Consider the following 15,135-nt stretch of genomic DNA (forward strand, 5'->3'; position numbering starts at 1 on the left):
CTTACCCCTACGCCAGCAGGTCGCGCAGGGTGAGGGCGATGACCAGTGTCGCCTTGTCCAGATCAGACAGGAGCAGGTTCTCGTCCGCCCGGTGGCCGTTGGCCTCCTCGATGGTGTGGGGGCCGGCGCCGTAGAGCACCACCGGCACGCCCGCCTCGGCATAGAGCCGCGCATCCGTATAGATCGGAACGCCGGTCTCCTTCACCGTCTCGCCGGTCACGGCGGAGGCGTTGCGGCACAGCACCGACGACAGCACCTTCGTCCCCTCGCTGGGCACCAGCGGCCGCGCCAGCAGGATGCGCCGCACCTCCACCCGCGCCTTGGGGAAGGCCGAGGCGGCATCGGCGATCACCTTGCGCACTTCGGCTTCCACCGCTTCCGGGCTCTCGTCGGGCACGATGCGCCGGTCGAGGCGGAAGGTGACGCGGTCCGGCACCACATTGGTGTTGATGCCGCCGGAGATGAGGCCCACCGTCAGCTGGGGCGAGCCGATGCCCGCCACCTCGGACACCTTGTCCTTCAAGGTGCCGCGATAGGCATAGAGCGCGGTTAGGATATGGTTGGCCGCCTCCAGCGCGTCGATGCCGGTGAAGGGCAGCGCGGCATGGGCCGACCTGCCGTTCACCTCCACCTCCAGGTGGAGACAGCCGTTGTGGCCCACCACCACGCCATAGGTGAAGCCGGCGGAGACGGCATAATCCGGCTTAGTGATGCCCTGTTCGAGAATCCAGCCCGGCCCGACCTCGCCGCCGATCTCCTCGTCATAGGTGAAGTGCAGTTCCACCGTGCCCTTGAGCGGCAGGCCCGAGCGCTTCAGCGCATCGAGGGCGAAGGCGTAGGTGGCGAAGTCCGACTTGGAGACGGCGACGCCGCGGCCATACATGCGCCCGTCCACCACCTCGGCGCCGAAGGGATCCTTGGTCCAGCCCTCGCCGGGGGGCACCACGTCGCCATGGGCGTTGAGGGCGATCACCGGCCCGTCTCCGAAGCGATGGCGCACGATGAGGTTGGTCACCGAGATCATGCCCGCTGCCTTCACCCGGTCGGCTGGAACCACATGGCGCTCCACCACATGGCCGAGCCCTTCCAGCAGTTCGGCAGCGCGCGCGGCATGGGGGGCGCAATCGCCGGGGGGATTGTCGGACGGCACCTTCACCAGCTCCGCCAGAAACGCGTGCTGCGCGTCGGCGCGCTCGGCGATGAGGTGGGGCAGGGTGTCGGCGTCGGGGGTTGTCATGGGGCTTTCCTTCGATTTTACAGACGGTTTTATTGCGCTTTCGACGCAAACGACAAGGCGCGGCGGCCGGAACCCGCATGTGCTCCGGCCACCGCGACACGGGGACCCAACCTTACTTGCCCGCCCCCCAGGCCTTCAGCACCTCCCGGTCCTCCTGCGACAGCTCGGTGATGTTATTGGGTGGCATGGCATGGGTAAGGCCGGCCTGCACGACGATGAGGTCGCGGTTGCGGGCGATGTGCTCCGGCGTGTCGAGCATCACCCCGCGCGGGGCGATGACGATGCCTTCGTAGAGCGGCTCTGAGGCATGGCACATGGAGCAGCGGCCCATGACGATGTTGGCCACGTCGTCCGGCACCTCCACCGGCGGCCCGCTCCGGGCATAGGCGACGCTCACCAGCGGCGGCAGGCCGAGGGCGGTGCGGCCCATGGGGGTCGTGGTGGCCGAGATGGCGATGGCAAGGATGATGCACACCGCCGCCACCAGCCAGCACCACGCCTTGTCGCCACGGCCCGCGTGCCGCTCATTGTAATAATAGCGGATCACCGTGCCCACCACGAGGGACAGCGCCACGATGACATAGGCATAAGGCGTGGAATAGGTGAGCGGATAGTGGTTGGAGATCATCAGGAAGACGACGGGCAGCGTGAAATAATTGTTGTGCCCCGACCTCAGCTTCGCGGTCTTGCCGTAATAGGGGTCCGGAACCTGCCCCGCCTTCAGCGCCGCCACCACCTTGTGCTGGTTGGGGATGATCACGAAGAAGACGTTGCCGCTCATGATGGTGGCCATGAGCGCGCCGGTGTGGATGAAGGCGGCGCGGGCCGAGAACACCTGCTGGAACAGGTAGGCCGCCAGCACCACGCCGACGAACACGATGACGCCCACCGCCATGGGATTGTTGCCGAGCCTGGAACGACACAGCTGGTCATAGGCAATCCAGCCCAAAGCCAGCCCGCCCATGCCGATGACGAAGGCGACGAACGGCTTCAGGTTCATCACCGCCGGGTCGATGAGATAGATGGACGATTTGTAGTAATAGATCCAGATCAGCAGGAAGAAGCCGGTGAGCCAGGTGGCATAGGACTGCCACTTGTGCCAGCCTAGCTCCTCGGGCAGGAAGCTCGGCGCCACCAGATACTTCTTCACCTGGTAGAAGCCGCCGCCATGCACTTCCCAGGCTTCTCCGCCCTTGCCGGCGGGGATGTCGGGGGTCGCCTTCAGGCTGGCGTCGAGATGCATGAAATAAAAGGACGAGCCGATCCACGCCATGCCGGCGATGATGTGCGTCCAGCGCAGCAACAGGCTGCCCCACTCGTGAAGGATAGGTTCCATGTCCGTTCAGGTCCCGTAGCTGGAAGGCGAAGGCGCGTTTCCTTCGGAGCCCGCGCCGATGGGCGTGCGCCGCAAGCCCATCGGATGACGCGGTCTCTCATGTGATTGTTGATCCGGGATCTTGCGGCGCCATTGGCCCCGCCGTCCCGCGTGCTTATCGTTGTGAAGGTTCAGGTCAAGGGACGTGGCATCGTGCTCGACAATATGAAGGCCTTCGCCATGTCGGTGGAGAGCGAGAGCTTCTCGGAAGCCGCGCGGCGGCTGCGCCTGTCCGCCAATGTGGTGAGCCACCGCATCCAGATGCTGGAGAAGCACCTGGGCTGCCGGCTGTTCAACCGCACCACCCGCCGCATGAGCCTGACCGAGCAGGGCCGCGTCTATTACGAGGCCATCACCGACGCGCTCCGCCTCATCGATGCGGCGGAGAGCAATGTGTCGGAATTGGGCGCCCTGCCCCGCGGCGCGCTCAGGGTCACCGCCCCGCTCCATCTGGGCCGGCGCCTGGTGGCGCAGGTTTCGGCGCGTTACCAGGAGGCGCACCCGGAGATCGACGTGCGCCTGCGCCTCTCCGAACACACCCTCGACCTGATCGCCGAATCCATCGACGTGGCGCTGCGCCTCGCCACCTTCGAGGATTCCAGCATGATCATGCGCAAGGTGGCGCAGGTGGAACGCATATTGTGCGCCTCCCCGGCCTATCTGGAGCGGGCGGGAGTGCCGCTGCGCCCGCAGGACCTGTTGTCCCATCAATGCCTGCTCCTGAGATTTGCGAGCCTTCGGGAACTGCGCTGGATGCTGACCGACGAGGGCCGTGACCTCGCCGTTCCGGTCACCGGGCACCTGGAGGCCGACGACGGCGATGTGCTCACCGTCTGGGCCCTCGAGGGGCGGGGCATCGTGGTGAAGCCCCGCTTCGAGGTGGCGGATGCGCTCGCCGAGGGCCGCCTGGTGCCGGTGCTTCAGGCGCACCCGCCCAAGCCCGCGACCCTCGCCGTGCTCTACCCCGCCCGCCAGCTGGTGCCGTTGAAGGTGAAGGCCTTCGCCGACATGCTGGTGGACCAGGGCCGCCGCTACATCGCCCAGGAGCTGGGGAAGATCGGGGAGCGGCTGTCCGCCTGAGCGCGTGCCAGTCTGATTGGCCGCGTTCACCCTTGCGCCGCCCCCCGCCTCCGCCCGACTGCCCCGCCTCAGTGGGCCTCGGCCTGCTTGGCCGCCGCGACGATCTCCTCGGTGGAGGTCTGCTTCACGCCGTTGAAGAAGACGTTGAGCAGCACGGCGACGATGGCGCACAGCAGGATGCCGCTCTCCAGCAGCGGGTGCAGCTCGTGCGGCAGGTTCTTGAAGAAGTTGGGCGAGACCAGCGGGATCATGCCGAAGCCCACCGACACCGCGACGATGAACAGGTTGAAGCGGTTGGTCTTGAAGTCGACACCGGTGAGGATGCGCGCGCCGGTGGCCGCCACCATGCCGAACATCACGAGGCCCGCGCCGCCCAGCACCACCTGGGGCACCGCCTCCACCAGCGCCGCCATCTTCGGCAGCAGGCCGAGGCCGAGCATGATGGCGCCGCCCACAACCGTCACCCAGCGCGAGCGCACGCCGGTGACGCCGACGAGGCCCACGTTCTGCGAGAAGGAGGTGTAGGGGAAAGTGTTGAAGATGCCGCCGAGGAAGGTGCCCACACCATCGGCGCGCAGGCCCTTGGTGAGCGCCTTCTGGTCCACCGGCTTGCCGGTGATGTCCGAGAGGGCGAGGAACATGCCGACGGATTCGATCATCACCACGATCATCACGATGCACATGGTGATGATGGGGACGAGGTGGAACGTGGGCATGCCGAAGTGGAACGGCAGGATCACGTCGAACCAGGACGCCGCCGCCACCTTCTCGAAATGCATGATGCCGAGGAAGGTCGCCAGCACCGCGCCGGCGATGATGCCGAGTAGCACCGCCACATTGGCGAGGAAGCCCTTGCCCCACTTGATGAGACCAAGCACCACCAGCATCACGAACAGCGAAATGCCGAGGCCCTGGAGCTGGCCGTAATTGGGATTGGCCACCTGCACCACCTTGCCGTCGATGGTCTGGGTCAGGAATGGAATGCCGCCGCCGGCCCAGTTGATACCCACCCGCATCAGCGAGATGCCGATGATGAGGATGATGGTGCCGGTCACCACCGGCGGGAACAAGGGCAACAGCCGCGAGACGAATGGCGCGACGATGATGCCGAAGATGCCCGCCGCGATCACCGAGCCATAGATGCCCAGAAGGCCGATCTCCGGGCTCGCCGCCATGGAGAGCATGGGACCGACCGAGGCGAAGGTGACACCCATCATCACCGGCAGGCGGATGCCGACGCCAAAGAAGCCGAGGCACTGGGCCAGCGTCGCGAGGCCGCAGGCGAACAGGTCGGCACTGATGAGGAAGGCCACGTCCTGGGGTGGCAGCTTCAGCGCGCGGCCGATGATGAGCGGCACCGCCACCGCGCCGGCATACATGACCAGCACGTGCTGGAGGCCGAGGATGGCGAGTTTCGGAGCTGGCAGTATTTCGTCTACGGGATGAACGGCTTCGGACATGAGGTCCCCCTGGAAAGGCAGTCGGGTCGGGTGCGGAAGGGCGTTTTCGTTTATTGGCGCCATTTTGCGTGCGGCGCGGGTACCGGTCCGGCGGGTCTGCCCAACGTATCGGCATGCCTAATGAAAGATCAAATCGCGCGCCGTGAAAACCGTTGGTTAATCGGAAGATCTTCCAATATTTTTGGGAAATGGATCGTCCGCGACCGGGTTATGCTGCCCTGCAGCGGATCTTTTGACCGCAAGGCCTGCGAGGGAAAAATGGGGCGCCTGTCCACGCATGTACTCGACACCGTCGCTGGTGGTCCGGCGGCCAATGTGGCGGTTGAACTTTACCGTCTGACGCCGGATGGCTCGCGCACGCTCGTGACCGAGCGCCGCACCAATGCGGACGGGCGTACCGACACGCCCCTGCTCGCGGGCGATGAGTTCAAGGCCGGCACCTACGAGCTTCAGTTCCACATCGGTGCGCATTTCCGCGCCACCGGCGCTCCGGCGTCCGATCCGCCCTTCCTCGACGTGGTGCCCCTGCGCTTCTCGCTGGCGGAGGACGGGCATTATCATGTGCCGCTTCTGTGCTCCCCGTGGAGCTACTCCACCTATCGGGGCTCCTGAGGAATGTCCGTGCCCAACGATCCCATCACCGGCCGGCCCTACCCGCGCGACCTCATCGGCTATGGGCGCACCCCGCCCCATGCCCGCTGGCCGGGAGACGCGCGCATCGCCGTCCAGTTCGTGGTGAATTACGAGGAGGGCGGCGAGAATTCCGTCCTCCACGGCGACAATGCCTCGGAAGCCTTCCTGTCCGAAATCATCGGCGCCCAGCCCTGGCCCCGCCAGCGGCACATGAACATGGAATCCATCTACGAATACGGTGCCCGGGTAGGCTTCTGGCGGCTGCACCGCCTGTTCACCGAGCGCGCCATGCCGGTCACGGTCTATGGCGTCGCCACCGCACTCGCCCGCAACCCGGATGCCGTCGCCGCCATGAAGGAGGCCGACTGGGAGATTGCGAGCCACGGCTACAAATGGCTGGAATACAAGGACTTCACCCGCGACGCCGAGCGCGAGCACATCGACGAGGCGATCCGCATCCACACCGAAGTGACCGGCTCCCGCCCGCTGGGCTTCTACCAGGGCCGCTCGGCAGAGCACACGGTGCCGTTGGTGATGGAGAAAGGCGGCTTCCTCTATGCCGCCGATAGCTACGCCGACGAACTGCCCTACTGGATCGAGAGCGCCAAGGGTCCGCAATTGGTGGTGCCCTACACGCTGGACGCCAACGACATGCGCTTCTCGGTGGCGGCGGGCTTCGGCACCGGCACCGATTTCTTCGACTATCTCAAGGACAGCTTCGACCTGCTCTATGCCGAGGGCGAGACCGCGCCGAAGATGATGTCGGTCGGCCTCCATCCCCGCCTCGCCGGCCGGCCCGGCCGCGCCCAGGCGCTGGCTCGCTTCCTCGATTACATCGCCGGTCATGAGAAGGTGTGGGTGGCCCGGCGCGTCGACATCGCCCGCCACTGGATCGCCACCCACCCCCCCGTCGGCGGCTACCGGCCCACCTTCATGCCGCGCGGCCTGTTCGTGGAACGGTTCGGCGGCGTGTTCGAGCATTCCCCCTGGATCGCGGAAGGCGCCTACGACAAGGGCCTCACCCCCCGCGAGGACACCGCCGCCGGCCTCCACGCAGCCCTTGCCGCCGTGCTGCGCGCCGCCCCCATCGAGAAGCAGATGGCGGTCATTCATGCCCATCCGGACCTTGCCGGGAAGCTCGCGGAAGCCAAGCTGCTCACCGCCGAATCCACCGCCGAGCAGGCGTCCGCCGGCCTCGACCGGCTGACGGCGGAGGAGAAGGCCCGCTTCACCGCCCTCAATGACGCCTACGTGGCAAAGTTCGGCTTCGTCTTCATCATGGCCATCCGCGGCCGGACCAAGGCCGAGATCCTCGACGCCTTCGAGCGCCGGCTCGCCCATGATCGCGACCAGGAGGTCAACGAGGCCCTCACACAGATCGAGCGCATCGCCCGGCTCCGGCTGGACCAGATGCTCCCGGAGGCCGCATGAACAAGGTCTTCCCCGTGCCGCAACCTGCCCCCGTCCCCACCCTCGCGCCCCTTGACGGCAATGCCATCACCGCCCGCCTGAAGGAGCTTGCCGCCTTCTCGGACGTACCGGGCGAGCTCACCCGCCTCTCCCTCACCCCCTCCCACAAGCGGGCGGCGGCGCAGGTGTCGCACTGGATGCGCGAGGCCGGCCTCACCCAAGTCCACATGGACGCCACCGGCACCATCGTCGGGCGCTATGCGGCGGACCGGGCCAATGCCAAGACCCTGCTCATGGGCTCGCACATCGACACCGTGCGCAACGCCGGCATCTATGACGGAAACCTGGGCGTGCTCACCGCCATCGCGGCGGTGGAGGCCCTGAACGCGCAAGGCCTGCGCCTGCCGTTCGCCATCGAGGTGGCGGCCTTCGCGGATGAAGAGGGCGTGCGCTTCCTCTCCACCCTCACCTCGTCCAAGGCCATGGCGGGCATCTTCGACCCCAGGAGCCTGGAGGACGTGGACCAGCAGGGCATCTCCCGCGCCGAGGCGCTGCGCTCGTTCGGCGCGCCGGCGGAGCGTATCGCCGAATGCCGGCGCGATCCGGCAGACATGCTGGGCTATGTGGAAGTGCATATCGAGCAGGGCCCGGTGCTGGAGGCGGCGGGCGCGCCGCTCGGCATCGTCACCGGCATCGCCGGGGCCTCGCGCGGCCATATCCGCGTGCGCGGCGAGGCCGGCCATTCCGGCACCCTGCCCATGCCCATGCGCCACGACGCGCTGGCCGCCGCCGCCGAGATGATCCTCGCCGTGGAAGCCCGCGGCCGCGCCGATGCCGATGCCCTGGTGACCACGGTTGGCACCATGATCATTGCTGGCAGCGCCGTGAACGTGGTGCCGGGGGAGGTGCAATTCTCCCTCGACGTGCGCACCCTGTCCGACGACCTGCGCCAGCGCGCCGTCGCGGACATCCGCGCGGCCATCGACGAGATCGCGGCGCGGCGCGGCGTGCGCGCCATCCTCGACATCGGCCACGAGGTGCCGGCCGCGCCCTGCCACGGCGTCCTGAAGGAGCGCATGGCGGAAGTTGTGGAGGGCCTCGGCCTGCCGGTGCTGCGCCTGCCCTCCGGCGCCGGTCACGACGCCATGGTGTTCCGGGGCATCATGCCCATGGCCATGCTGTTCGTGCGCTCGCAGAACGGCAGCCACAATCCGCGTGAATACGCCTCCCCCGCCGACATCGGCCTCGCCGCCGAAGCGCTCCACGCGTTTCTTCTGAAGACCGCAGGGGAGGTGTGAGCGGGTTGTGTACCTTGCTGGTGCGGTATCTCCGCGCCCGCGAGCCCCAGGTCGATCACGCGGGCTGGAAAGAGCGGCGAGGCGTTTCGGGCCGGGAAACCGCCATCCCGGCCTCCCGCCGCCGCCCCATTTGACATTCGCTCCCGCCCTGCCTTTAGTGCCCGTGTCGAAGGTCCCGTGGTCCCACACGGGCGCAAAAGGGAATGCGGTGCGGGAGGCCTCTCCCAATGCCGTGGCTGCCCCCGCAACTGTAAGCGGTGAGCCCCTGCCAGATGCCACTGGCGCCGCAAGGCGCCGGGAAGGCGGCGGGGGCGCTGATCCGCGAGCCAGGAGACCTGCCTTCGACAAGGTCCGCGCCGGGCGGGGTGCTCCGGTTTGCGTCCCTTCAAGCCCGCCTTGCGCGGGCGGCCCGCGCACCCGTGGATATGTCTCGTGGAGCGCGGCGAACCTGCCGACATGACCGGCGTTGCCACGGCGGAGACCCCCGCCGGGACGACGCCCCGCGCGTACGACGCGCCGACCGCTATGCCCGGCGATCGTCCGGCCGTGACCGTCTTCGTCTGCACCACCTGCCGCAGCTCCGGCGAAGGCGCCTTCCCTGTCGATGGTGTCGCCCTCGCCGAAGCCACCGCGGCAGCCCAGTTGCCAGATGGCGTCGCGGTGCAGGGCGTGCGCTGCCTCGCCAACTGCAAGCGCGCCCTGTCCGCCGCCATGGTCCGCCGCGACGGCTGGACCTATGTGTTCGGCGACCTTTCCGCCGATGCCGCTCCCGACCTCATCGCCGGTGCGGCGCTGCTGGCGTCCTCCGGCGACGGCCTCATGCCCTGGCGCGGACGGCCCGACAGCCTGAAGCGTGGCATGGTCGCCCGCATCCCGCCTTTGTCCCTTCCCAAGGAGCCCTGATGATCTCGCTCGCCCGCGTGCCCTGCACCATCGTCACCGGCTTCCTCGGCGCGGGGAAGACCACGCTCATCCGCCACATGCTGGAGAATGCCGGCGGCAAGCGCCTCGCGGTGATCGTCAACGAATTCGGCGACGTGGGCATCGACGGCGAGATCCTGAAGGGCTGCGGTATCGAAAGCTGCAGCGAGGACACCATCGTGGAGCTGGCCAACGGCTGCCTGTGCTGCACGGTCGCCGACGATTTCGTGCCGGCGCTGGACCAGATCCTGTCGCGCACCCCGCGCGTGGACCACATTCTCATCGAGACCTCCGGCCTCGCTTTGCCCAAGCCGCTGGTGCAGGCCTTCCAGTGGCCGGCCATCAAGAGCCGGGTAACGGTGGATGGCGTGGTGGCGGTGGTGGACGGCCCGGCGCTGGCCGAAGGGCGGGTGGCGGCAGACCTCTCGGCGCTGGCCGCCCAGCGCGCGGAAGACACAAGCCTCGACCATGACGACCCAGTGGAAGAGGTGTTCGAGGACCAGATCGCCTGCGCCGACCTCGTCATCCTCTCCAAGAGCGACCTGCTCGACGAGGCCGGCTTCGCCATCGCCGAGCGGGTGGTGGCGCAGAGCCTGCCGCGCGCGGTGAAGCTGGTGCGCGCCACCGCCGGCAAGGTGGATATCGCCGTGCTGCTGGGCCTCGGCATCGGCGTGGAAGATGAGATCGACGCCCGCCGCACCCATCACGACGACGAGGAAGACCACGACCACGACGAATTCGAGAGCATCGTGCTCCAGCTGCCCGAGATCGCCGATCCCGTCGCCCTCGCCGCCCGCGTGGTCGCTGCGGCCGAGACGCCGGACGTGCTGCGCGTCAAGGGCTTCGCGGCGGTGACCGGCAAGCCCATGCGGCTGCTGGTGCAGGGTGTCGGCCCGCGCGTGTCGCACCATTTCGACCGGCCGTGGGGCGCCGAGGAGGCGCGGCGCGGGGCGCTGGTGGTAATCGGCCTGAAGGGCTTCGACCGCGCGGCGGTGGAACGGGCCATCCTCGGCTGAGGCGAACCAGACCCCATGCACATCCTCGCTACCACATCGACGACGCTGGAGGATCTGGCCGAGCCGGTCGATCTCGCCCAGCCGCCCGGCGACATGGTGGCGCTGTCCTTCACCGACAGCGACCTGCTGGCCTTGTCCGCCGCCTGGCGGGCGCGGCGGGACAGCCTGCCCAGCCTGCGCCTCGCCCGGCTGAAGGACCTCACCCACCCCATGTCGGTGGATTTGTGGGTGGAGAAGGTGGCGCGCCACGCCAAGGTGGTGCTGGTGCGCCAGTTGGGCGGCCTCGACTGGTGGCGCTACGGCGCCGAACAGCTTTCCGCCCTCGCCCGAGCCCGTGGCATCGCCCTCGCGCTGCTGCCGGGGGAGGACCAGGACGACCCGCGCCTCGCGGCCCTCTCCACCGTGCCGGCGGAGCAGCTGGCCCAATGGCTCGCCTATTTTCGTGCCGGCGGGCCGGACAACATGGGCGCCCTGCTCGCCCGCATGGCCCGGACGGCCGGCTTTGCCGCGCCCGCCGCGATCGCTCCGCCGCGCCCCGTTCCCGCCACGGCCTTCTATCGCCCCGGCGCGGGGCTGACGGAACAGCAGGAAGCCGGTGCCGCCGCGCAGGCGGATGGGCGGCCCAGCGCCCTGATCCTGTTCTACCGCTCCCAGTGGCTCGCGGCGGACACCGCCGCCATCGATGCGCTGGCCGCCGCCCTTGAGGCGCGCGGCATCGCCGCCGTGCCCCTGTTCGTGCCCAGCCTGAAGGCACCCGAAGCGCGCGCCGCCGTGCGCGATGCGCTGGCCGCGCTCAAGCCGGCGGTGATCGTCACCACCACCGCGTTTGCGGCGGGGGATGCGGCGGAGCTGTTCCCGGCAGGAGGGCCGCCGGTGCTCCAGGCCGCCCCCGCCACCACCGCCCGCGCCGCCTGGGCGGGCAGTCCGCGCGGGCTGTCGGCCGCCGACCTCGCCATGCATGTGGTGCTGCCGGAGCTGGATGGGCGGGTGCTGGCGGGCGCGCTCTCGTTCAAGGATTTTGCCCCGGCCGATGCGGACCTTGCCTTCGCCCCCGCCATCAACCGGCCGGAGCCGGACCAGGTGGCCCATGTGGCGGACCGCGTCGCCGGCCTCGTGCGCCTCGCCATCACGCCCCGCGCGGAGCGGCGGCTGGCACTGATCCTGCCCGATTATCCCGGCGCCGAGGGCCGCTCCGGCTATGCGGTGGGCCTCGACGTGCCGGAGAGCGCGCGGCGGATGATTTCAACGCTGGGCGACGCCGGCTACGCCACCGGCTCCGCGCCGGCCGACGCCAAGGCGCTGCTCGCCGCCATCGCCCCCGCGCCGGCCCTATCCCTCGATGCCTATCGCGCCGCCTTCGACCGCCTACCGCTGGCCGCGCGCGAGGCCGTGCTCGCCGCATGGGGCGCCCCCGAAGCCGACGCGGACCTGAGGGACGGCACCTTCCACTTCCGCCTTGCCCGCTTCGGCGCCCTCACCCTCGCCTTCGCGCCCGATCGCGGCGCGGCGCTGGACCGGCGGGCGGACTATCACGACGCGGCCCTGCCGCCGCGCCATGCCCTCATCGCCTTCGGCCTGTGGCTGCGCGAAGGGCTGGACGCCCACGCCGTCATCCATCTCGGTGCCCATGGCACGCTGGAATGGCTGCCGGGCAAGGCGGTGGCGCTGACGCCGGCCTGCTTCCCGCAACTGGTCATGGGGGCGCTGCCGGTGGTCTATCCCTTCATCGTCTCCAATCCCGGCGAGGCGGCACAGGCCAAGCGTCGGCTCGCCGCCGTCACCATCGGCCACCTGCCGCCGCCGCTGGCCGCCGCCGGCCTGTCCGAGGCCGAGCAGAAGCTGGAACGGCTAGTGGACGAATATGCGCAGGCCGACGGCCTCGACCGCCGCCGCCGCGAGCGCCTCGCCCAGCTCATCGTGGAGACCGCCGGCGACACCGGCCTCGCCGCCACCGCTGGCGTCACCACCGCCACCGATCCCGACGAGGCCCTGCGCCGTATCGATGCCTGGCTGTGCGACCTGAAGGACCTCGCGGTGAAAGACGGCCTCCACATCTTCGGCCATGTGCCGCAGGACGAAGCTGACCCGGCCCGCAACGCCAGCGCCGGCGCCGAGACCCGCGCGCTGCTCGACGCCCTCGACGGAAGCTTCGTGCCGGCCGGTCCCGCCGGGGCGCCGGCGCGGGGGCGGCGGGACGTTTTGCCCACCGGGCGCAACCTCTACACCGCCGATCCGCGCACCCTGCCCACCCCCACCGCCTGCGACCTCGCCCGCAAGGCGGCCGACGAGGCCCTGCGCCTGCTGCTGCAGGAACACGGCGACTGGCCCCGCGCGCTGGTGCTGGACCTGTGGGGCAGCGCCTCCCTGCGCACCGGGGGCGAGGAGATCGCCCAGGGCCTCGCCTTCCTCGGTTGCCGCCCCATGTGGGAGGCGGCGAGCGGCCGCGTCACCGGCATCGAGGTGCTGCCCCCGGCCGTGCTGGGGCGCCCGCGCATCGACGTGACCTTCCGCATCTCCGGCCTGTTCCGCGACATCTTCCCGGCCCAGATCGCGCTCTTGGATGCCGCCGTGCGTGCCGTGGCCGCGCGGGACGAGGACGATGCCGAGAACCCGCTCGCCTCCGCCCGCCGCCGGGGCGAGGACCTGTCCCGCCTGTTCGGCTCGGCGCCGGGCGCCTATGGCGCGGGCATCGAGGCGCAGCTCCAGCGCGGCGTCTTCGCGGATCGCGCCGAGCTGGGCCATGCCTATCTCGCCGCCGCCTCCCATGCCTATGGCGGGGCGGACGGCGTTGCGCGCCCCGCCCCCGGCGCCTTCGCCGGACGCATCGCGCAGGCCGACGCGCTCATCCACGGCGCGGATGATGCCGCCCGCGACCTCCTGGACGGCAGCGAGGATGCCGCCTTCATGGGGGGCTTCGCGGCGGCCGGCGCGGCGCTGGGGCGCAAGGCGCACCTGGTGGTGCTCGACACCACCGACCCCGACCGCCCCCGCGCCCGCCCCTTGTCCGAAGCACTGGCGCGGCTGGTGCACGGGCGCGTCTCGCCGACCTTCATCGCCGGCCAGATGCGCCACGGCCCGCGCGGCGCGGCGGAACTGGCGGAGACGGTAGACCGCCTCGTCGCCTTCGCCGAGACCACGCAGGAGGTGGCGAGCGCCCTGCTGGACCGGCTCCACGCCGCCTATCTGGCGGAGCCGTCCGTGCGCGCCTTCCTGCTCGACCAGAACCCCGCCGCCGCCCGCACCATGGCCCGCCGCTTCGCCGATGCGCGCCGCCGCGGCCTGTGGCACAGCCGCCGCAACGCCCTCGACGCCGATCTCGACGCCCTCCTCGCCGAGGCCGCCGCGCCCCACGAAAAAGCACCGAAGGAGGCGGCGGAATGAGCCCGCGTCCGCCCGTGCGCCGGGGCGCCTGCCCGGCCTTCCTCGCGCCCATGGAAACCGGCGACGGCCTGATCCTGCGGCTCGTGCCGGCGGAAGGCGCCATCTCCCCCGGCCAGTTGCGCGGCCTGGCCCGCGCGGCGACGGCCTTGGGCAACGGCATGATGGAGATCACCGCCCGCGGCAGCCTGCAGGTGCGCGGGCTGACGGCGGAAACGGTGGCGCCGCTTCAGGATGCGGTTCTCGCGCTCGGCATCACGCCGCGCCTCGGCCTCGCCATCGATATCTCCCCGCTGTCGGGGCTCGATCCCCGGGAAATTGCCGACGCCCGTCCCCTCGCCCGCCTCATCCGGGAGGGAACGGCGGGACTTGCGGGGAAACTGGGGCCGAAGGTGTCCGTGGTCGTGGACGGCGGCGGCGCCATCGGCCTTTCCGGCCATAAGGCGGATGTGCGGCTCATCGCCGTGCGCTCCGGGGCGGATGCGAGGTGGTCCGCCACCATCGGCGGCGGTATGCAGGAATTGCTGGCCGAGCAGGAGGCGGCCACCCGCGCCCTCGACGCCCTGTCGCGGATCGCCGCCCTCGGCCACCGCGCCCGCGCCACCGACCTGCCGGGCTGCACATCCACGCCACTCGCCAACTCCGGTGATGGCGGCATCCCCTCCACCCCACTGGGCACCTTCCCGCTCGTCGAAGGCCGCTTCGCCTGCGGCATCGGCTTGCCCTTCGGTGCCGGCGTGGCCGACCTGTTCGCATCTCTCGCGGATGCGGCCGACGAGGCCGGCGCCCGCGACCTGCGGCCGGCCACCGAGCGGGTGCTCCTCGCCACCGGCCTCGACGCGGACGGCGCCCATGCCTTCGCTGCGGAAGCCCGGCGGCTCGGCTGCCTCACCGCGCCCGACGATCCGCGCGCCTTCATCGCCGCCTGCCCCGGCGCGCCGGCCTGCGTCTGCGCCCATTTCCCGGCGCGGGACCTCGCGGCCGGGGTGGCGGACGCCCTCGCGCCGCTGCTGGACGGCACGGTGACGGTACATCTGTCCGGCTGCGCCAAGGGCTGCGCCCATCCCGCGCCGGCGACCCTCACCTTCGTGGGCATGGACGAGGGGATCGCGCTGGTGCATGAGGGCGCACCGTCCGGAGCACGCGGTCCGGTGATCGCGGTGGAGGCGCTGGCGGCAACCCTCGCGACGCTGGCCGTCACGTCCCGCGCGCCCGGCGAGACGGGACGCGGGCTTCTGGCCCGGATGCAAGAGGTGGGATTATTGGCGGGCCTGTGGGTGCGCGAAGGAAACGACAGACCGATGGTGAAGACGTGACGAGCCGCGCA

At 70.0% G+C, this 15,135-nt stretch carries 11 protein-coding genes and 1 riboswitch; of the genes, 8 read left to right on the plus strand and 3 right to left on the minus strand.

Annotation, left to right across the window (positions count from 1 at the left end; genetic code table 11):
- Nucleotides 1-7: 7 nt before the first annotated feature.
- Both FBQ73_RS18870 and FBQ73_RS18875 read right to left on the minus strand, forming a co-directional pair.
- Nucleotides 8-1,237, minus strand: coding sequence for an ArgE/DapE family deacylase (locus tag FBQ73_RS18870; RefSeq protein WP_138401028.1), 1,230 nt, complete (start codon nucleotides 1,235-1,237; stop codon nucleotides 8-10).
- 112 nt (nucleotides 1,238-1,349) lie between these two features.
- On the minus strand, nucleotides 1,350-2,573 hold the full coding sequence (locus FBQ73_RS18875) for a urate hydroxylase PuuD (protein ID WP_138401029.1): 1,224 nt from the start codon (nucleotides 2,571-2,573) through the stop codon (nucleotides 1,350-1,352).
- Nucleotides 2,574-2,765: 192 nt separating this feature from the next.
- Between FBQ73_RS18875 and FBQ73_RS18880 the strand changes: the two genes are divergently transcribed.
- The gene (locus FBQ73_RS18880) at nucleotides 2,766-3,692 is read left to right on the plus strand and encodes a LysR family transcriptional regulator (RefSeq protein ID WP_246089776.1); all 927 of its coding nucleotides are present in this window, start codon (nucleotides 2,766-2,768) and stop codon (nucleotides 3,690-3,692) included.
- Between the two features lie 68 nt (nucleotides 3,693-3,760).
- Here the strand turns inward: FBQ73_RS18880 and FBQ73_RS18885 are convergent, their stop codons facing one another.
- Complete coding sequence (locus FBQ73_RS18885; RefSeq protein WP_138401031.1) at nucleotides 3,761-5,152, minus strand: nucleobase:cation symporter-2 family protein; 1,392 nt, start codon at nucleotides 5,150-5,152, stop codon at nucleotides 3,761-3,763.
- Between the two features lie 258 nt (nucleotides 5,153-5,410).
- On the opposite strand from FBQ73_RS18885, the gene uraH reads away from it, so the two are divergent.
- From uraH to cobG, 7 genes are all read left to right on the plus strand, one after another.
- On the plus strand, nucleotides 5,411-5,764 hold the full coding sequence (gene uraH, locus FBQ73_RS18890) for a hydroxyisourate hydrolase (protein ID WP_138401032.1): 354 nt from the start codon (nucleotides 5,411-5,413) through the stop codon (nucleotides 5,762-5,764).
- A gap of 3 nt (nucleotides 5,765-5,767) precedes the next feature.
- Nucleotides 5,768-7,216: an allantoinase PuuE gene (gene puuE, locus FBQ73_RS18895; RefSeq protein ID WP_138401033.1), complete on the plus strand. Its 1,449-nt coding sequence runs from the start codon at nucleotides 5,768-5,770 to the stop codon at nucleotides 7,214-7,216.
- Nucleotides 7,213-8,493, plus strand: a complete 1,281-nt coding sequence (locus FBQ73_RS18900; protein ID WP_138401034.1) for an allantoate amidohydrolase — start codon at nucleotides 7,213-7,215, stop codon at nucleotides 8,491-8,493. Before puuE ends, FBQ73_RS18900 begins: the two co-directional genes overlap by 4 nt.
- A 153-nt stretch (nucleotides 8,494-8,646) precedes the next feature.
- A riboswitch (cobalamin riboswitch) is annotated at nucleotides 8,647-8,850 on the plus strand.
- A 99-nt stretch (nucleotides 8,851-8,949) separates the two neighbouring features.
- A complete protein-coding gene (locus FBQ73_RS18905; protein WP_246089784.1) occupies nucleotides 8,950-9,396 on the plus strand; it encodes a DUF1636 family protein in 447 nt (148 codons plus the stop codon).
- On the plus strand, nucleotides 9,396-10,430 hold the full coding sequence (cobW, locus tag FBQ73_RS18910) for a cobalamin biosynthesis protein CobW (protein ID WP_138401035.1): 1,035 nt from the start codon (nucleotides 9,396-9,398) through the stop codon (nucleotides 10,428-10,430). The genes FBQ73_RS18905 and cobW overlap by 1 nt, the downstream gene beginning before the upstream one ends.
- A gap of 15 nt (nucleotides 10,431-10,445) precedes the next feature.
- Nucleotides 10,446-13,811, plus strand: a complete 3,366-nt coding sequence (cobN, locus tag FBQ73_RS18915; RefSeq protein WP_138401036.1) for a cobaltochelatase subunit CobN — start codon at nucleotides 10,446-10,448, stop codon at nucleotides 13,809-13,811.
- Nucleotides 13,808-15,124, plus strand: a complete 1,317-nt coding sequence (gene cobG / locus FBQ73_RS18920) for a precorrin-3B synthase (protein WP_138401037.1) — start codon at nucleotides 13,808-13,810, stop codon at nucleotides 15,122-15,124. Before cobN ends, cobG begins: the two co-directional genes overlap by 4 nt.
- Nucleotides 15,125-15,135 lie beyond the last annotated feature (11 nt).

The sequence above is a fragment of the Xanthobacter autotrophicus genome (assembly GCF_005871085.1).
In the GTDB taxonomy this organism is placed as follows: Bacteria; Pseudomonadota; Alphaproteobacteria; order Rhizobiales; family Xanthobacteraceae; genus Xanthobacter; species Xanthobacter autotrophicus.